Annotated in this window: 17 protein-coding genes; 10 read left to right on the top strand and 7 right to left on the bottom strand. The window is 39.5% G+C overall.

What is annotated here, in order from left to right:
- Positions 1-8 precede the first annotated feature (8 nt).
- Together cbiB and FJR37_RS12435 are read right to left on the bottom strand one after the other, a co-directional pair.
- Positions 9-959 (bottom strand): adenosylcobinamide-phosphate synthase CbiB, encoded by a 951-nt coding sequence (gene cbiB / locus FJR37_RS12440; RefSeq protein ID WP_168466160.1) that lies wholly within the window; start codon positions 957-959, stop codon positions 9-11.
- Positions 960-1,236: 277 nt separating this feature from the next.
- On the bottom strand, positions 1,237-1,680 hold the full coding sequence (locus tag FJR37_RS12435; protein ID WP_039200160.1) for an RrF2 family transcriptional regulator: 444 nt from the start codon (positions 1,678-1,680) through the stop codon (positions 1,237-1,239).
- A gap of 409 nt (positions 1,681-2,089) precedes the next feature.
- Between FJR37_RS12435 and FJR37_RS12430 the strand changes: the two genes are divergently transcribed.
- Positions 2,090-2,500, top strand: coding sequence for an AbrB family transcriptional regulator (locus FJR37_RS12430; RefSeq protein WP_053539336.1), 411 nt, complete (start codon positions 2,090-2,092; stop codon positions 2,498-2,500).
- Positions 2,501-2,735: 235 nt separating this feature from the next.
- Here the strand turns inward: FJR37_RS12430 and FJR37_RS12425 are convergent, their stop codons facing one another.
- Positions 2,736-3,131: a DUF1830 domain-containing protein gene (locus FJR37_RS12425; protein WP_027403918.1), complete on the bottom strand. Its 396-nt coding sequence runs from the start codon at positions 3,129-3,131 to the stop codon at positions 2,736-2,738.
- A gap of 353 nt (positions 3,132-3,484) precedes the next feature.
- Entirely contained in the window at positions 3,485-3,694 is a 210-nt protein-coding gene (locus FJR37_RS12420) for a hypothetical protein (RefSeq protein WP_168466159.1), read from the bottom strand.
- A gap of 16 nt (positions 3,695-3,710) precedes the next feature.
- Here FJR37_RS12420 and FJR37_RS12415 point away from each other — a divergent pair, with 16 nt between their 5' ends.
- The 6 genes from FJR37_RS12415 to FJR37_RS12385 all read left to right on the top strand — a co-directional run bounded on the left by FJR37_RS12415 (position 3,711) and on the right by FJR37_RS12385 (position 10,960).
- On the top strand, positions 3,711-5,285 hold the full coding sequence (locus FJR37_RS12415) for a photosystem II high light acclimation radical SAM protein (protein ID WP_168466158.1): 1,575 nt from the start codon (positions 3,711-3,713) through the stop codon (positions 5,283-5,285).
- Positions 5,286-5,453: 168 nt separating this feature from the next.
- Positions 5,454-6,854 carry a DICT sensory domain-containing protein gene (locus FJR37_RS12410; RefSeq protein ID WP_053539340.1) on the top strand — a complete coding sequence of 467 codons (1,401 nt, stop codon included), beginning with the start codon at positions 5,454-5,456 and terminating at the stop codon, positions 6,852-6,854.
- On the top strand, positions 6,851-7,504 hold the full coding sequence (locus FJR37_RS12405; protein WP_168466157.1) for a pentapeptide repeat-containing protein: 654 nt from the start codon (positions 6,851-6,853) through the stop codon (positions 7,502-7,504). Before FJR37_RS12410 ends, FJR37_RS12405 begins: the two co-directional genes overlap by 4 nt.
- A 954-nt stretch (positions 7,505-8,458) precedes the next feature.
- Complete coding sequence (rfbC, locus tag FJR37_RS12395; protein WP_168466156.1) at positions 8,459-9,007, top strand: dTDP-4-dehydrorhamnose 3,5-epimerase; 549 nt, start codon at positions 8,459-8,461, stop codon at positions 9,005-9,007.
- Positions 9,000-9,887: a dTDP-4-dehydrorhamnose reductase gene (gene rfbD / locus FJR37_RS12390; RefSeq protein ID WP_168466155.1), complete on the top strand. Its 888-nt coding sequence runs from the start codon at positions 9,000-9,002 to the stop codon at positions 9,885-9,887. The genes rfbC and rfbD overlap by 8 nt, the downstream gene beginning before the upstream one ends.
- On the top strand, positions 9,884-10,960 hold the full coding sequence (locus tag FJR37_RS12385) for a glucose-1-phosphate thymidylyltransferase (protein WP_053539344.1): 1,077 nt from the start codon (positions 9,884-9,886) through the stop codon (positions 10,958-10,960). Before rfbD ends, FJR37_RS12385 begins: the two co-directional genes overlap by 4 nt.
- A gap of 151 nt (positions 10,961-11,111) precedes the next feature.
- Here FJR37_RS12385 and FJR37_RS12380 read toward each other — a convergent pair whose 3' ends face one another.
- The gene (locus tag FJR37_RS12380; protein WP_168466154.1) at positions 11,112-11,387 is read right to left on the bottom strand and encodes a hypothetical protein; all 276 of its coding nucleotides are present in this window, start codon (positions 11,385-11,387) and stop codon (positions 11,112-11,114) included.
- Positions 11,388-11,399: 12 nt separating this feature from the next.
- A complete protein-coding gene (locus FJR37_RS12375; RefSeq protein ID WP_168466153.1) occupies positions 11,400-13,259 on the bottom strand; it encodes an AAA family ATPase in 1,860 nt (619 codons plus the stop codon).
- Positions 13,260-13,459: 200 nt separating this feature from the next.
- On the opposite strand from FJR37_RS12375, the gene FJR37_RS12365 reads away from it, so the two are divergent.
- The gene (locus tag FJR37_RS12365; protein ID WP_254434574.1) at positions 13,460-13,783 is read left to right on the top strand and encodes a type II toxin-antitoxin system PemK/MazF family toxin; all 324 of its coding nucleotides are present in this window, start codon (positions 13,460-13,462) and stop codon (positions 13,781-13,783) included.
- Between the two features lie 256 nt (positions 13,784-14,039).
- On the opposite strand, the gene pyk is transcribed toward FJR37_RS12365, so the two are convergent.
- Positions 14,040-15,809, bottom strand: coding sequence for a pyruvate kinase (gene pyk, locus FJR37_RS12360; protein ID WP_168466151.1), 1,770 nt, complete (start codon positions 15,807-15,809; stop codon positions 14,040-14,042).
- A 425-nt stretch (positions 15,810-16,234) separates the two neighbouring features.
- Here pyk and crtR point away from each other — a divergent pair, with 425 nt between their 5' ends.
- A complete protein-coding gene (gene crtR / locus FJR37_RS12355) occupies positions 16,235-17,116 on the top strand; it encodes a beta-carotene hydroxylase (protein WP_027403930.1) in 882 nt (293 codons plus the stop codon).
- Positions 17,117-17,505: 389 nt separating this feature from the next.
- The coding region (locus tag FJR37_RS12350; protein ID WP_174763416.1) for a fructosamine kinase family protein at positions 17,506-18,292 on the top strand (787 nt) is incomplete at its 3' end.

Here is an 18,292-nt window from a genome sequence, read left to right as displayed (position 1 = left end):
GGAGATAACTAAGGTATTAAAAATATTGCTAGTCCTAACCATAGTAAAAACGCATATCGGGTTAGTTGTAAAGCTTGATCAATAGAATCTGACGTAATGGGATAAATAGGATCTCCTAAAAGTGGTTTCTCTTTAGCTATTCCACGATACCAATTTATGCCTCCCATTTGCACACCTAAAACCGCAGCATAAGCGCATTCACTCCAACCAGAATTGGGACTAGGATCTTTGATGGCATCCCGGCGACAAATTCGCCAAACTTTTACAGGTTGCAAGGATAATAATGATAAGGTTATCACTGTTAACCGACAAGGCAACCAAGTTAAACCGTCTTCCCACCGCGCACTAAACCAACCAAGATAAGTATAAGGTGCTTCCTTGTAACCGACCATTGAATCTAAAGTGCTACTGGCTTTATATGCTAAAGCCAAAGGGACAGCGCCGATAACAGGGATGAATGCACCAATAATAGTATAGAAAAGAGGAGCCATTACGCCATCGGTGGCGTTTTCTGTGACGGTTTCCAAAACTGCTCTGAGAATTTCTGCTGTGGAAAGATTGGCTGTATCTCTGCCGACATAATTACTTAATACCTGTCGCGCTGATTCTAATTCTCCATTTTTTAAAGGTTGCAGAACTTCCATTGCTGCATTTCGTAAACTTTTGAAAGCAAAACAACTAGCTATAAGAATACTTTCTACGGCAATTCCTAAAAATGGATGTACCCATTTGGCGACTTGAACTATTATCCAACCCACCAAACCACTACCGATTATCACAATTATCCCTAAGAAAATGCCGGCGAGACGTTGAGAAAGAGGATTTTGACAATATTGGAGGGCGAGTTTACTCAAGCGAGAAATTACCCATCCCATGACTCGCACGGGATGAGGCCAACCCCAAGGATCTCCTATTAAGTAATCTAACAAGGCAGCGAAAACCAAAACAGCAGATGTCATTTATTCTTTTTCCTAACTCCTACAGCAAATTGTCATCAAACCCGGAACAAGAACCCCCCTCCCAACCCCCTCCCAACCCCCCTCATCGCTTGCGGGGAGGGGGCTAAGATGTACCTTATAAGTAATGGGACAGAATTAATTACACAATTGATTTTTCTGTTCCCAGTTAGGAGTTAAGAGTTCCCTCTCTCAACGAGTGAATTTAATTTTGTCCGACTACTTATGATTGGAAATCGCTGTCATTGCTGACTCTGGACAACCACGGGGGTTGCCCCTACTAAACTACAAAATTGGTTTCTTCTCCTTGAGATGCTTGCCAACTACGGGCATCATAATAAAGGTCTGCGAGGGTAATATTGTACAAGGCTTCTTTTAGCTTTTGGTTGAGTCTGTTCCAGAGGCTGGATGTTACCCAATCTGCTGTTTGAGTAGGTGTGGGATTATTTAAGGGTAAGTTAGTAATATTTTCACCAACTGCTTCTAAAATTTGACCGATAGATATAAGTGCCGGTTTTTTGGCTAGTTTGTATCCACCATCGCTACCACGAATTGATGTAACTAATCCTGCTCGACGCATTTCGATGAGTAGTTTTTCTAGGTAGGGAGCAGGAATATTTTGACGTTTGGCGATCGCTCTGACAGATTCAGGTCCATATTTTGGACGTAAACTCAAATCTAGCAATGCTTTCACACTATAGTGTCCTCTTGTCGTTAGTTTCATATAGCAGTTATCATGAATTTTATTTTCCCAATCTCTCTTTCCTCGTCCCTACCTGATTTGATAATTTGGCAAATCAAATAACAATACTACATAAGACTCCCATTTGATGCTTGAAAAAATTCATTACACATCTAAGAGCTATTTTCTCCTGTTCCCCCTTCCCTGCCTACATCAATAAATTGATATCTTCTTGACTATTGCTATATCTATAGTAGCTATCAACATCATCGTAATTATATTTCCTATAATTTTTTAACAAAATTGATAATAGTGCAACAATTTTGGCTATGAGTGTAATATACTTGGCTAGGCTGATCCCAAAATTAAAGGATTATGTTCCTATTAGTTCAATGTCGGCTAAAATAAAATCCACTTGACAACTTCAAAAATTCATTTTCGACCTAAGTTGATGCCTAAACAGAAAAAAATTGAACCCCTCGTCGGCGAAGAACTGCTCAAAAAAGTTAAAGAGCTAGAAGCCATCAGCAAAGACGACAAAGCTAAACAGTGTGGCTACTATACCATTACCAAAAATGGTATAGAGCGCGTCAATATGATGAAATTCTTGAATGCCCTAATTGATGCGGAGGGTATTCAGTTGGATAGTTCACCTAGTGCTAATGGACGTGGTGGACGCAGTGCCAGCTATAGAATTAGTGTCCAACAAAATGGCAATTTATTAATCGGTGCAGCTTACACAAAACAGATGAATCTTCAGCCTGGGGATGAGTTTGTCATTACTCTAGGGAAAAAGCATATTCGACTGCGGCAAGTAGATTTGGAATCCACAGAAGATGCCGAAGTAGAAGCTACAGCTTAATGAATATTCATTAGTTAGTTGTAGGTTGTCAGTTGTCAGTGGTTGCGTTTTAACCCTGACTGCTGAATAACTGACTGATTACCAAAATTGGCAGAACAGGCAACAGGTAATAGTGATAAATCCTGATTCCTATGCCTTGCAAAAAACTTGGATGGCTAATGTCACGCTATCAGCCAACCCCACATAAAAAAGGCTGCTGAATTCAGCAACCCCAATATTGAGCAACATTGTGTTTTTAATCAATAGATGCCAATTTAACCGTTTGTAAAGATTTTGTCGTATCTACAATTTTTTTATTAATTTCCGACTTAATCGGATTACTACTACTAGAATTTATCTCTGGAGATAAGTTGTCTTGTCTCTCATCATAGCTAGGTTCATGGATGATCAGGCGATCGCACGGAATTGTATCTGATATAATCGCACTTGCCATCATCCCAGTATGAACTTCCATTTGTCCTTCTGGAGGCACTTCAAACACCAGCCTTTGTCCAGGAAAGACAACCCTTTCAAAGTACCAGTTAGGAATATTGGAGATACGCGCCACCTGGATTTTACTCGTGGCATTGACGTAGCAGCAGAGAATTTTCCCCGAATGCTCCGGTGGTAGAGGATCTAATATCTGAGCCATAACTGCTGAAGAGCTTATTTGCTCCACAATTTTACATTACATCAGTAAAGCTAACACCCGATGATCCCCGGTTACTGTAACTGCGACTACCAACTGCAAGTTTCTGCATTATTTCTATCTAAAGATATATAGAGATTATAAAAATTTTGTAAATAAATCTGTATTTACGTAACAAAATAGACGATAAATGAGAATCTCCATTGTCATATCCGCTAGAATCTCTGTAAATCCTTTACAGCCAAGAATTTCCCCCCTTTACGCCAAGATTTATCATCCCTGGTAAGTTGAATTATTTCTTGCATCTATCTTCGGAGTTACCACGAAAAATCATCGCTAAATTCATAAACTCGATGTTATGGTAAATGTATATGAAAATTTCGTTCATAAATCCCATCTATATATAAAAAGCAAATTTTATGCAGTGCAGTTTTCACATTCACTTTGATCACTAACGGCAAAAGTTTTTGCATAGCACAAAACAACTGAAATGTCAAAGATAATGCTAGTCCAGTCAGCAGCAAATTCACAATTCCTCTAGTCTTTTTCTCAACTACGGCAAGCATTACAGTTAAACCACGTATGAACGCAACTAAAATCCTCTACGTTCGCCTTCCCTGTAACCCTATCTTTCCTATTGGGGTTGTCTATCTTTCCGATCATGTCCACAAATTATTTCCCCATGCCGAACAGCGGATTTTTGACTTAGGCACAATCCCCCCCCTAGATTATACTTCCGCCCTAGACCGATGTATTGATGAGTTTCGACCCACCCTACTAGTCTTTTCCTGGCGAGATATTCAAATTTACGCCCCAGTGGGTGGACGGGGCGGCAATCCTCTCCAAAACGCCTTTGAATTCTACTACGCAAAAAACCCGTTTATAAAATTGCGTGGTGCTTTGGGCGGGTTGAGAATTTTTATTGCTTATTATGTAGAATTATGGCGCAATTTGGGACTAGTTAAACGGGGTTTAAAACGCGCCCAAAAATATCAATCTCAAGCCCGTGTAGTCTTAGGTGGTGGTGCAGTTAGCGTATTTTATGAACAGTTGGGTAAAAGCTTACCGCCCGGAACAATTATTTCCGTCGGTGAAGGAGAAACCCTACTCACAAAACTACTCAAGGGTGAAGATTTTCAGGATGAACGCTGTTATGTAGTGGGAGAAAATAAACCGCGTCAACGGCTAATTCATGAACAACCCACACCCCTAGAAAAAACAGTTTGTAATTACGATTACATCGAAACTATTTGGCCGGAATTTAATTATTACCTGCAAGAACAGGACTTTTATATTGGTGTCCAAACCAAACGCGGTTGTCCCCATAATTGCTGTTACTGTGTTTATACAGTAGTTGAAGGTAAACAAGTCCGCATTAACCCTAGTGATGAAGTTGTAGCAGAAATTCGAGAATTATATAACCGGGGTATTCGCAACTTTTGGTTTACAGATGCTCAATTTATCCCCGCCCGGAAATTCATTGATGATGCTGTAGAACTTCTCCAGAAAATCGTTGATTCGGGAATGTCGGATATCCATTGGGCAGCATACATCAGAGCCGACAACTTAACACCCCAATTGTGTGAGTTAATGGTAAAAACAGGCATGAATTATTTTGAAATCGGGATTACCAGCGGTTCTCAAGAACTGGTTCGCAAAATGCGAATGGGTTATAATTTGCGGACTGTTTTACAAAATTGTCGTGATTTAAAATCCGCCGGTTTCAATGATGTAGTTTCTGTTAACTACTCCTTTAATGTGATTGATGAACGTCCCGAAACTATTCGTCAAACTATTGCCTATCACCGCGAACTAGAACGGATTTTTGGGGCTGATAAAGTTGAACCTGCTATTTTCTTCATTGGACTCCAACCCCATACCCATTTAGAAGAATATGCCTTTAAAGAGGGTATTCTCAAGCCTGGTTATGATCCTATGAGTTTAATGCCTTGGACAGCCAAAAAACTCCTCTGGAATCCTGAACCATTAGGTTCTTTCTTTGGTGCGGTTTGCTTACAAGCTTGGCGACAAAATCCTAATGACTTCGGACGAGAAGTGATGAATATTTTAGAAGCCAAATTGGGTTGTGCTGATTTGGAAGATGCACTTTCTGCACCGATAGAAAAACCAGAGAAACAGTTGGCAAGCGTATCTTAAAACTCCTGGCGATTAGCCCAGGTGATTAGAAATCACGGCTACACAAACAAAGTCCGCCTGCGCGGACTAATTAAAAATTAAGGGTTTGAAATAAAACCCACGCAGGTGGGTTTTGCCTGTGTAGACGCGGCTTATAAGCCGTATTATCGGAAATCCCCAATTAATTCCATGTTACAAGGTTCAATTCTCCAACAGTTAGAAGCATCTCACCGCCATAGTGCTAGACCTATTCATTTTGGCGTGTACTATAAAAATACCTTAGTGTCTCTTTGTCATGCTTTGGAAGATCATATTTTAACGAAAGATAATGATCCTTTTGTGATTACGGCTTTCCAGCAGGGTAAATGGTATCTGGAAGAGGCTCAAAGATACGCAGATATCGCAAAACACAGCCGGGAAATTGTCATTATGGCAACGGCTGATTCTGGTTTTGCTGAACATCCGACCGGTCAATTACCTAACATTGATTTGGTGGGACTAGCTGCTGATGATCCTGTGGCGCAGGAGTGGCACTTGATTATTCTAGCTCCCGATTACACGGCTATGGTAATTTGTCAAGAGTTATCTGAAGCTGACTATGGGAAAGATGGGTTGCCAACTTGCGATTTAGAGCGTAAATTCTATGGTTTATGGACATTTGAACCGGAATTGGTGGAGGAAACCGCAGAGTTAGCGATCGCTCACATTCAAGACTATCATCCCGAACTAGCGCTCAAACTGAGTCAATATAAACAAGCAATTCACCCAGCTATCTGCCCGGGGGAAGAAGTAGCTACCGTTGTCTCTCGTGTTGTTGATTACCTCAAAACCGGACAAGGTAACTTACCTGTGCTCACCGCATCCCACCAAAAATTTCTAGATCGTAACTTGGTATCTAACGAAATTCAGGCATTTTTGCGGATGGCACAGTTGATTGATCTAGCAGATAGCCGTAACCCTGTAGCCGCATCAGAAGTAGCATCTGTTGTTGAAACAATGGGGCAATTATTAGATTTACCCGCATGGCAAATTAAAAGATTACGCCTAGCTGCTCTCTTGCATCGCTTAGACCAACTCCAAAAAGCCGAAAGCCTGATTAGTCCCACTCATATAACAACAGCTTATCAAGAACAATCTCCTAGTTGTCCTCTGGCTTGTCCCCTCGTCCCAGGAGCGCAAGCATTACGAATCATGCCACGACTACGAGCGATCGCCCAAATTATCACTCACCAAAGCGAATGGTGGAATGGTACAGGCGAACCTGCCGGTTTAGCTGGTGATGATATTCCTTTAGAATCACGAATTTTGTCATTGATAGCAGAATTTCAGCTACAAGTCAATCAGTATAAATACTCCAGCAAAGGAGAAGCAGAGATATTTACTCAAGCCCTAGATCAGTGTCGAAAACAACAATCTACCCGCTTTGATCCTAAACTTGTAGATACATTAGGTTTATTAGTGATGGGTTTACAACAGGGGCTTGATTTACCGATAATGACACCCAAGGTCAGCAGCGGTTTATGGTTACTTGACTCCCGTTGGGATGCCGACAGCAAAAGTAGTGAGCAGATTTCAGTGTACAGCAAATGAATATAGAAACCATTAGATTAGGGCAAAACAAACAACTCCCCGGTGTGAATTTAGAAGATGAGGATCTATCTCACCTAGATTTAAGGAAGATAAATTTAACAGGGGCTAAACTGGTGGGGACTGACTTCACTGGTTCTAAATTAGAGGGTGGTCATTTTGAAGGTGCAAATTTAATGGGGGCTAATCTGCAAGAAACCGACTTGCGGGCTAACCTGATGGGTGCAAACTTGATGCAGGCTAACTTGACAAGTGCGGATTTACGTGGTAGCAACTTACGGGGTAGTAACTTGATGGGAGCAATCCTCAACGATGCCTCTTTAGCGGGTGCTTTTTTAAGTGGTGCTAATTTGCATGGTGTAAATTTGCAGAGTGTTGACTTGCGATGTGCAGATTTACGAGGTGCAAATTTAACGGGAGCTAATCTCAAAGGTGCAGATTTAAGCGGTGCAGATTTGCAAGGTGCTGTACTAATTGAAGCGAATCTTGAAGAAGCAGATTTAAGAGCAGCAAATTTAGCAGGGGCTGATTTAACCGGAGCTAATTTACTCTGTGCTGAATTAGATGCAGTGAAGTTAAATGGAGCAAATTTAGATCGGGTGTGTTTGCGGGGAACAGTTTTGGAAGCTAGTACCGTCGCAGGACGAAATTAATAATTAGGGGTTGTCGAAAAAGTCTTTTCGTAAGGGCTAGGAGTATGGCTAACGCCACGCTACGCTATCAGGAGGTAGGGGCGCAGGGCCTGCGCCCATTCAGGGGCTAGAAGTATGGCTAACGCCACGCTATGCCTTCGGCACACTACGTGAACGCTATCAGGAAGGAATGAAATGGAAGTTTAAATTAGCTTGGTTTGTTTTCGGGATCATGTTGGGGTTAGTGGGCATAATTCCTGTTAGAATGTAGATAAATTTGCTGATAATAAGTTACAGCATCTTTATTTAATTACATCGGATTATCATATGCGAAGATCAAGAGCGAACTGCTTGCAGCAGCGCTTACGCTATCGCTAGTATTGTCCTTGGTAGTCGGGGGATTGTGGTTACACCTGTAGCAGTATATTCGGGTGGATATCAGCCAGAATCCCTAAAACAGGCGTTGAGGGACTGCGGGCGCTCTCTTCTATGGCTTGTAACTAATCGAACGGGAGCTAGTTTTAATCCACGCATCAAAGCAATTTTATCTATTCATAAGCTAATTATATAATATAAAGATTCTTATCTAATTGAGTTACACCGAAAAAAGAATTAACCGCAGATAAAAGAGGATGGACGCAGATAAACGCAGATAAATTTGTACCTCAGCCGACTAGGAAATGCGGCGTTGCTGGATTAAGGGTTAGGTATTTCATCTTTCGGTTAAATACGATTAACCCCAGTATACTACGTTATTTTGAGATTAGAGAGTTTGGCATGAAAATCAAAAATTCCATGTCTCAATCTCTTACTCTTTGCGCCTCTGCGCCTCTGCGTGTTAGAGAAGCGGGGCGAAGCCTGATAAATTCATACTTTCATTCACCAATGCCGGAAGTGCTATATAGTTTCTTTTGGTTCTCGGATTAGGAAATAATGATATTGTTATGAGTGTTATTTCCGAGATTTAATAGTTCAATGAATATTATCTCCACCTCTATTCCTGATATCCTTCTCCTCGAACCCCAAGTTTTCCAAGACTCACGGGGCTTTTTCTTAGAGTCCTACAATCAAAAAACATTCACAGAGAAACTGGGAATTACAGCCAACTTTGTCCAGGATAATCACTCAAAATCTGAATACAATGTGCTACGAGGCTTACATTACCAAATCATCCAACCTCAAGGTAAATTAGTTCGCGCCATTGTTGGTAAAATCTTTGATGTCGCAGTAGACATGAGAAAAAACTCTCCCACCTTTGGACAATGGGTAGGTTACGAACTCAGCGCCGAAAACAAACGCCAATTGTGGATACCAGCAGGATTTGCTCACGGGTTTCTCGTGCTTTCAGAAACTGCCGAAGTTTTGTATAAAGCTACAGATTATTATACACCAGCAGGCGATCGCGCTATACTTTGGAATGATCCAGATTTAGCTATAGATTGGCCTCTGAAAACACCCCCAATTTTATCAGCTAAAGATAGCAACGCTCCAACTTTCAAAAACGCCGAAGAAGTTTATGAATAAATCAATATTATTAATAGGTAGTAACGGACAAGTTGGAACAGAACTACAACATACCCTTTCATCCAACTACAAAGTTATAACAGTTGCGCGTCCGCAAATAGACTTAACTCAACCTGAAAACTTACGCCAAATTATCAGAGAAACCCAACCCGAAATAATTATCAACGCTGCTGCTTACACCGCAGTAGACAAAGCCGAAAGTGAACCAGAAATCGCTCACATAATTAATACTATAGCCCCCCAAGTTATTGCTGAAGAAAGTCAAAAATTAGGAAATTTTTTAATTCATATTTCCACAGATTACGTATTTGATGGTAACAGTAATTATCCCTATCAAGAAAACAAGATTACCAATCCATTGAGCGTATATGGACAAACAAAATTAGCCGGAGAAATAGCAATTCAAAATATTTGCCCTCAACATATAATTCTCCGTACAGCCTGGGTTTATGGAACTTATGGAAAAAGCAACTTCGTTAAAACCATGTTACGACTAGGTATTGAAAGACCGGAAGTTAGAGTAGTTGCCGATCAAATTGGTAGTCCTACATGGGCGCGAAATATAGCCTTAGCAATTACCCAAATTATCCCCCAATTAACATTAGAAACTGCGGGAATTTATCACTATACAAATAGTGGTGTAGCCAGTTGGTATGACTTCGCCATAGCTATCTTTGAAGAAGCAGAAAAACTCGGTTTCCCCCTCACCATCAAAAATATTATCCCCATTACCACTCCCGACTATCCTACACCAGCAAAACGTCCTGCTTATTCTGTCTTAGCTTGTGAGAAAATATCCAAAGTCTTGGGAACTTATTCTCCTCATTGGCGACAAGGACTCAGATTAATGTTAAAAGAATTACAAGAAAAATCTCTATGAAAGCCCTAATTTTATCCGGTGGAAAAGGTACTCGTTTACGCCCATTAACTTATACAGGAGCAAAACAACTTGTACCCGTTGCCAACAAACCAATTTTATGGTACGGCATTGAAGAAATGGCTACATCAGGGATTACTGATATTGGTATTATTATCAGCCCAGAAACCGGGGAAGAAGTCAAGAGTAAAACCGGAAATGGTGAAAAGTTCGGCGTTAATATTACCTATATTTTACAAGAAAAACCGGCAGGATTAGCACAAGCTGTCCAGGTTGCCCGTCCTTTTTTAAAAGATTCACCCTTTGCCATGTATTTAGGTGATAACCTAATTCAACAAGGTGATTTGAGTTCATTTTTAGATAAATTTACTCAACAACAACCAGATGCTTTAATTCTGTTACGGGAAGTCACAAATCCTAGCGCTTTTGGTGTGGCAAAGGTAGATGAAAAAGGCAGAGTATTACAATTAATTGAAAAGCCGAAAATTCCGCCTTCAAACTTAGCATTGGTAGGGGTTTATTTCTTTTCACCAGTTATCCATGAGGCAATTTCTCTGATTAAACCTTCAGCTAGAGGAGAATTAGAAATTACTGATGCAATTCAATGTTTAATAGATCAAGAAAAAGAAGTTTTAGCCTGTAATCTTGACGGTTGGTGGTTAGATACAGGTAAAAAAGATGATTTATTAGAAGCTAACCGTCTCATTCTTGATACCTATTTAACAAAATCAATTCTGAGTGATATTGACTCTACAACCCAGATTACTGGAAGAGTGGAAATTGGCGTTGGATCTAAAATTACCAACTGTACAATTCGCGGACCTGTGATCATTGGTAATAACTGTTATTTAGAAAACTGTTTTATCGGTCCTTATAGTAGTATTGCCGATAATTCAACACTGATAGAAACAGACTTGGAACACAGTGTTGTCTTAGAAGGGGCTAAAATCACCGGCATTCAACAACGAATTATTGATAGCTTAATTGGACAACGCGCTCAATTAAGTATTGCTCCCCGTCGCCCAAAAGCATTACGCTTTTTAATAGGTGATGATTCTCAAATTGAATTGACTTAAAGGTAAGAGGTATTATTCTAGACACTGTACCAATATTCAATAAAAAAGCTGGTTTTAGCAATACTATAAATACCTTGCTACAACTGGCTTTTATATCAATATTTTCTGTCATGATTATTTCTTTTTATCTTTAGGACTTACGCACAAGTTACTAAAAACGAACCACATAAAACACAGAGGAATGAGAGGAGTAAGTATCTACTATTCTATCAAAGTCAACCTTTTCACAATCTTGTTTTATTGCTTCACTTATTAGCTGTAAGTCTTCTTTGGGTGTTGAACCTGCAAACCTTAGTAATTCTTTACCGGGAACACCTTTGATTTTTGAATTTGTCAAACTGCGGGCAAATTCCAGGACTTGATATTGCAAGTCTTGAGGCATTATGTTTAATTGTTCAATAACTTGGTCAGCAATAGATGTAGTCATAGTATTTTTCTTCTAGTATTGTGAAATGTTGTGTATATTACTAAGTATATTTTTCATTCCTTCGGGTTGAAAATTAGCATCACGCATACGAAATAAAATCAAATTCCTAAATTTTTCATATTGTACACCATGCCCAAATTCTCCAACGAAGAGCTTTAAAATTTTTCGTCCAGGAAATATTCTAAGCCAAGAATCATTTTTAAGAGCTTCTAAATATTCCAGCCTATATCTTTCTTCAATCTCAATCAGTTTATCCTTGGAAAGCTCATTTGTCGATACTTTACCAATCCGTTCATAACATCTCTGTACTACTTTTGAAAACTCAGATCCTAACGCTTGAATTTTTGGATCAAACCTTAGATCAAGTTGTTTTATTAATAAATTATTTACATAATTACGAAGTTTTTCTTCAACTTCAAATCTAATCGAATCACTTGCAAATTTCTTCAGTTGTGCATAAATCTTATCTTCTGTGTAATCTTGAGTAGAAAAATTAATCTCTTGAATAACTTTGATAATAAAATGTGGTTCAAGTAAATAGTTTTCAATGTGATATACATTCCAGGTATAACAATTAGATTCTATGATATCAGATTTATTTTGTAAATTTGAAATATTTATATCACTGTCATTTATAGCATAAACTTTTGCAGATATATCAGCATCACGACTCACTTTTTCTAATATTTGATAAAGGTCTGCAACCCGTTTTTTATTACCACCTGATATGATATTGACTTTAGATGAAAATTGTGGAAATAGCAAGCTCACCATTCGTTTATCAAATTCAGTATCACCCCCACCTTCAAGAATTACAATCTTAGCTTCTGGGAGATAAGCTGATTCTCCTACAAGGCTAATAATTACACGCTTAATGTCCTCATTTGCTTTGATCTCTGTAGCTTGATTTTCACAGAGTGATTCACTAGATGATTGTAGATGAAATACTCTAAAATTTTCAACTCCAACCGCTTCTCTAATAAGGGTATCAGAATGTGTAACTAGCCATAATTGATTTCCTAGTGGTTTACCTAAATGTTCATGATAGAAGTTAGCTAATCCACTTACAAGACGAGGATTAAGGTGTAGTTCTGGTTCATCAATTAAAAGTACAGAATTTTTAGGAGCAGTATTCCATAAACGTAAATAACCATAAAGAACTTCTTTTTCTCCCGAACTCAATTCATTAATATCATGTATTGCTCCAGAGGGAGTTTTGACATCAAATGATATGCTTCCATCAGATTTAGGTTGAGGACCCAAAAATTTTTTACCTGGAAAGAAAGTTTTAAATAGTTCTTTCAAAGTATCAGTTATTTTGTCAGTTTCATTGCTAGATAACCCAGATTTTTCTCTAATAAGCTGACGTAAATAACTAGAAGCAATTGCTGTTTTTAGATTTGAATATTTATTTTGATAATTATATAGTGACGATTGCCGTAATTGATTTTCTGTTGAATCTGAGTTAAGGTTAATACCACCAATTTGCTCACGAGAGTAAACTCGATTTGCGCCATGATAATCAATGATACCAATTTGCTGAGGTTGATAAAGGCGAAATGCAAGTGAGAGAACTTGTGATGGTAATATTTCTTCTTTCCGGTTAGACCATATTTTTATATGACCAATATAAGAAAGCTGATTTAACTCTTCTTTAAAAGATGAAATTTGAACTAAATTAGAATCCTGTATTTTAGGATTAGTTTGATACAATGAATATGCTAGTGATGTTGATGTTGTACTAATAAACTGTTGCGGTAATCTTTCAGAGCTAGAATTGTACCACATTTGATCATTTTCTAGTTTTTCCCATTCATTAAGAATATGATTTTTCTCTTTATCATTAAATAAAAATTCTGCTGTAATTTCCAATGGCTGATTTCGATCTTGCAATAAAGATAATATATTAACTCAGAAGTAGAAATAGAAGTTCAAGGAAATCATCTCATTATTCGCCCAGTTGAACAAGTCAGAAAAGGTTGGGAAAAAGCATTTATAGAAATGGCAGAAAAAGGCGATGATATCTTATTAGATGATATCAACACAACAGAATGGGATAAAGATGAATGGCAATGGTAGTCAACAGATTTGATGTTTTCCTAGTTAATCTTGACACTACCATTGGCAGTGAAATTAAAAAAACACGCCCTTGCTTAATAATCTCACCCAACGAAATCAACCATCATATTTCTACCGTAATAGTTGCACCAATGACAACAAAAGGGCAACCATACCCCACAAGAGTGACCTGTCAATTTCAAGGAAAAGAAGGGCAAATTGTACTTGACCAAATTCGCACAGTAGATAAAACTCGACTAATCAAACTTCTAGGTCAAATTACCACAGAAGAACAAAAAGCAGTTTTGGATATCTTAGCGGAAATGTTCGCAGAATAAATAACCTTCTTTTTCCTCTTCTTCCTTCGTGTCCTATCCCTACGGGACGCTGCGCGTTAGCGGAGCTTTCGCTTTAGCGATACGCTTCTTCGTGGTTTATTTCTTATAAAATCAAGACGCAGAAAACGCCTTTTGGGCCTTTTGCGTCTCTGCGTGAAAAAACCCCTTTACACCATCTTAGAAGTCTGCACCGTAGCTTGTTTTCAAAACCCAAAAATTAAAAATCCAAAATTATTTTTTTTGAATTTTTAATTGTTTAAGTTCCTACCACACCAGAGTAAATTAAACCCCGCTGTATATCCAAAGTCAAAATTGCACCATCCTTAATTACTTGTGTCGCATCCTTTACGCCTACAATTACTGGTACACCGAGACGTAAACCAATAACTGCGGCGTGACTGGTGAGACTTTCCTCTTCAGTAATAATCCCCCCGGCTTTACGAATTGCTTCCACAAAATCAACACCAGTGCGGGATGCTACCAAAATATCTCCAGGGTTAAAGTTACTGGCATCCATAGCATTATGAACTACCCTAGCGCGACCACTCACAGAACCTTGTCCCAGTCCAATGCCTTGACCTAGTACAGCAGTGACTATTTCCACCTTAATCAAGTCCGTTGACCCAGAAACCCCCTGAAGCGTACCAGCGGTCATGACCACTAAATCACCTTCAGTGAGGAGGTTTTTTTCCTGGGCGACATTAATAGCAGCTTGGAATGTCTGACCTGTAGAAGGTAGTTCTAACACCAACAGCGGTCTAACTCCCCAGACCATCTGTAACTGTCGGGCTACATTAACATGAGGTGTAATGGCTAAAATTGGCGTTTTCGGGCGAAACTTAGAAACGTTGCGGGCTGTAGCCCCGGTTTGTGTCAAAGTCATAATTGCCGCTGCGCCCAAATTCTCAGCAATTTGACCAACAGCTTGGCTAATCGCATTGGGAATAGAACGCCTTTTATCTCGTGATAGACGGGAATTGGTGTTCAGGGTTTCCTCTTGTTCAATCCGTTCGGCTATTCTGGCCATAGTGGCTACAGCTTCTATGGGAAAACTACCAACGGCGGTTTCATTGGACAGCATGACCGCATCTGTGCCGTCTAAAATGGCGTTGGCAACATCGGATACTTCTGCACGGGTAGGACGGGGGTTGCTGACCATGCTATCTAGCATTTGGGTAGCGGTAATAATGGGAATTCCCAGGCGGTTTGCTGTGGCAATGAGCCGTTTTTGTAGCACGGGTACGTCTTCCGCCGGTAGTTCCACCCCTAAGTCACCTCTGGCAACCATCACCCCATCACATAAAGACAAAACTGCTTCCATTTGTTCAATGGCCTCGTGTTTTTCGATTTTGGCAACTACAGGGACATTCTTGCCGGTGCTGGAAATTAGTTCTTTAATTTCGATAATGTCCTGGGGGTTGCGGACAAAGGAAAGGGCTACCCAATCAACTCCCTGGTCTAAACCAAACATCAGATCCTCGCGGTCTTTGTCGGTCATAGCTTTGATGGATAAGTAAACTCCCGGAAAGTTAACACCTTTGTTGTTGGAAAGTTTACCTGGAACTGTTACCCGACAATGTAAATCGCCTTTTTCGCGGTTAATTTCCTCCACTACCATTTCGACTTTGCCATCATCGAGGAGGATACTTGAACCGACGGGGACTTCTTCGGCTAAGTAATCGTAGGTAACACAGCTTATTTCCTGTGTTCCTTCTATGAGGCGATTTGTCAATGTGAAGCGATCGCCTTTTGCTAAAATTATCGAACCAGTTTCAAACCGCCCCAAGCGAATTTTTGGACCCTGTAAATCTTGCAGAATTGCTACTGGTCTATTCAGTTCAAAAGCGGTTTGCCGAATTAATCGAATACTCCGCTGATGGTCAGCATGAGTTCCGTGGGAAAAGTTGAGCCGTAGCGTTGTTGCACCCGCTTCAATAATCCCTTTCAGCATTTCTGGACTGCTGGTAGCAGGTCCGATAGTAGCAACAATTTTAGTTCGGCGCTGAGAATCTCTTAATTGCGTCATGGGCTGGGTTCAAAATTTTTGGGATCTACCTGGGAATTTATCGTCATCTTTTCTCATACCATTTAAGATCTGAGATTTTGGATCATGAAAACCTGACTGTATCAGCAAATCATTTTTCCATTGATCGCCATCTTTTTGCAAATGGTTATGAATTAAACAGACTCTCTCTTTTGGGTCACTACTATATCAATGTTATAAGCAGTTAGAGAGCTAATCATGGTATAGTTTTGATATCGTACACTAATCTGATCGGCAACTTTCTCCTCAGAAAGTTTTTTGTCTCAAAGCACTGCTTTAGCCAAGAATCATAGCCTTATTTATTCATTCTTAACCACAACTCTGGATAAATCTTGCTTTACATAACTTTACTCTTCACTAAGATTAATAGTATGATCCGTAAAGATTGATTATGAAAGGAGTTAAGAATGATCACGTCGGAGGCACAAAAGCCACTGACAATTCCCCCCAAAGAACTTTTATCACCTCCTGGTGATTTTAATCCCACGCTATTAATGTTTTTAGTTGTGGTGATGATGTTAGTTTTGTCTAACTTTGGGTATTGGCTTTGGGAATGGCCGCATTGGTTGTGTTTTAGTGTCAATACTCTAGCGCTACATTGTTCAGGAACGGTGATTCATGATGCTTGTCACCAATCTGCCCATCGCAATCGAATTGTTAACGCTATGTTAGGCCATTGTAGTGCCTTGATTCTAGCTTTTGCTTTTCCAGTATTTACACGAGTACATTTACAGCATCATGGTAACGTTAATCATCCCCAAGATGATCCAGATCATTATGTTTCTACTGGTGGTCCCCTGTTCTTAATTGCGGTGAGATTTTTGTACCATGAAGTATTTTTCTTTCAAAGACGGTTATGGCGTAATTATGAACTACTAGAATGGTTTATTAGTCGCCTAATTATCATTACTATTGTTTATATTTCTGTCCAATATCATTTTTTGGGCTATATTCTTAACTTTTGGTTTATTCCCGCTTTCTTGGTAGGAATAACTTTGGGGTTGTTTTTTGATTATTTACCTCACCGTCCTTTTGTCGAGAGAAATCGCTGGAAAAACGCCCGCGTCTATCCTGGCAAGGTTCTCAATATCCTAATTTTGGGGCAGAATTACCACTTAATTCATCATCTTTGGCCTTCGATTCCTTGGTATAATTACCAGCCAGCTTATTATTTGATGAAGCCATTATTAGACGAAAAAGGCAGTCCGCAAACTTCCGGGTTATTGCAGAAGCAGGACTTTTTGGAATTTGTCTATGATATCTTCATAGGTATTCATTTTCATCACTGAATTTAGCAATATAATGTAGGGGCGGGGGTAGGAACAGTTTCCCCTACATTACGATTTGCTGACTGGACTCATGGAAGTGCATACCACTATAACTAGGTGGGCGTTAAAAATTGTCGTTGGGGCAAGGGAACTCTTAACAGGGAACAGGAGGAGAGTTTTGAGTGATTTTACTTTCCGGCGATTATAAATCGCAACTACACAAACCAAGTCCACCTATTCCTACGGTCCCGTAAGGGATACGTGGACTAACAAAAAATTAAGGTTCTTAACCCACGTTCGCGTAGCGTTCCGAAGGAATAGGTGGGTTTTGTCTGTGTAGCCGCGACTTCTAGTCGCCAGGGTTAGTATGGATTGAGACTTTTCAAACACCCTCTCAGAATAGACAAACTATGATTTGGACGGAAATTGATACCCATATTAGCCGAGTTACTGGCGAAAAATTTGTCAGTCAGCAGCATTTATCCATTAGTGGTGGGTGTATTAATCAGGGTTTTGCTATCAGCGATCGCCAATTGACTTACTTTGTTAAACTAAATCAAGCTTCTCAAGTCTCAATGTTTGCAGCAGAGATGCTTGGTTTACAGCAAATGTCCACCACAGGAACTATCCGCGTTCCTGGTCCAATCTGTTGGGGAACTACAGGCAATTCTAGCTATCTTGTCTTGGAATGGCTAGAAATGACCACTGGTAACCATAAGTCTTGGCAAGAAATGGGACGCAAATTGGCAGCAATGCACAAAACTACCAGTAATCAAGGTTTTGGCTGGGATATTAATAATACTATTGGTTCTACACCGCAAATTAACAATTTTTCTAACTCTTGGATTGAATTTTATATTCAGCACCGTTTAGGTTATCAATTTAAGTTAGCAAAAAAACGCGGCGGTAGTTTTCCATTAGCAGAAAAACTATTAGCAGCTATTCCCGAATTATTAGCAAATTATCAAGTTCAACCGGCTTTAGTACATGGGGATTTATGGGGAGGAAATGCAGGTTTTACGGTTGAGGGTGAACCAGTAATATTTGATCCTGCAACTTATTTTGGTGATAGAGAAGTTGATATCGCTATGACAGAATTATTTGGAGGTTTTCCGCCAACTTTTTATCAAGGTTATGAAGAGATATATCCTTTACATACAGGATATGAAACCAGAAAAACATTATATAATCTGTATC

This window comes from Aphanizomenon sp. UHCC 0183 (assembly GCF_009712065.1).
Taxonomy (GTDB): Bacteria; Cyanobacteriota; Cyanobacteriia; order Cyanobacteriales; family Nostocaceae; genus Dolichospermum; species Dolichospermum heterosporum.
This window is presented reverse-complemented; position numbering and strand designations above follow the sequence as displayed.

What these genes read in the sequence shown, in the direction of transcription:
- FJR37_RS12365 (WP_254434574.1), top strand. Translation starts at nt 13,460, where the DNA reads ATGGTAGTCAACAGATTTGATGTTTTCCTAGTTAATCTTGACACTACC.
- cbiB (WP_168466160.1), bottom strand. Translation starts at nt 959, where the DNA reads ATGACATCTGCTGTTTTGGTTTTCGCTGCCTTGTTAGATTACTTAATA.
- FJR37_RS12435 (WP_039200160.1), bottom strand. Translation starts at nt 1,680, where the DNA reads ATGAAACTAACGACAAGAGGACACTATAGTGTGAAAGCATTGCTAGAT.
- rfbD (WP_168466155.1), top strand. Translation starts at nt 9,000, where the DNA reads ATGAATAAATCAATATTATTAATAGGTAGTAACGGACAAGTTGGAACA.
- FJR37_RS12385 (WP_053539344.1), top strand. Translation starts at nt 9,884, where the DNA reads ATGAAAGCCCTAATTTTATCCGGTGGAAAAGGTACTCGTTTACGCCCA.
- crtR (WP_027403930.1), top strand. Translation starts at nt 16,235, where the DNA reads ATGATCACGTCGGAGGCACAAAAGCCACTGACAATTCCCCCCAAAGAA.
- FJR37_RS12415 (WP_168466158.1), top strand. Translation starts at nt 3,711, where the DNA reads ATGAACGCAACTAAAATCCTCTACGTTCGCCTTCCCTGTAACCCTATC.
- FJR37_RS12425 (WP_027403918.1), bottom strand. Translation starts at nt 3,131, where the DNA reads ATGGCTCAGATATTAGATCCTCTACCACCGGAGCATTCGGGGAAAATT.
- FJR37_RS12380 (WP_168466154.1), bottom strand. Translation starts at nt 11,387, where the DNA reads ATGACTACATCTATTGCTGACCAAGTTATTGAACAATTAAACATAATG.
- FJR37_RS12410 (WP_053539340.1), top strand. Translation starts at nt 5,454, where the DNA reads ATGTTACAAGGTTCAATTCTCCAACAGTTAGAAGCATCTCACCGCCAT.
- pyk (WP_168466151.1), bottom strand. Translation starts at nt 15,809, where the DNA reads ATGACGCAATTAAGAGATTCTCAGCGCCGAACTAAAATTGTTGCTACT.
- FJR37_RS12405 (WP_168466157.1), top strand. Translation starts at nt 6,851, where the DNA reads ATGAATATAGAAACCATTAGATTAGGGCAAAACAAACAACTCCCCGGT.
- FJR37_RS12420 (WP_168466159.1), bottom strand. Translation starts at nt 3,694, where the DNA reads ATGCTTGCCGTAGTTGAGAAAAAGACTAGAGGAATTGTGAATTTGCTG.
- rfbC (WP_168466156.1), top strand. Translation starts at nt 8,459, where the DNA reads ATGAATATTATCTCCACCTCTATTCCTGATATCCTTCTCCTCGAACCC.
- FJR37_RS12430 (WP_053539336.1), top strand. Translation starts at nt 2,090, where the DNA reads ATGCCTAAACAGAAAAAAATTGAACCCCTCGTCGGCGAAGAACTGCTC.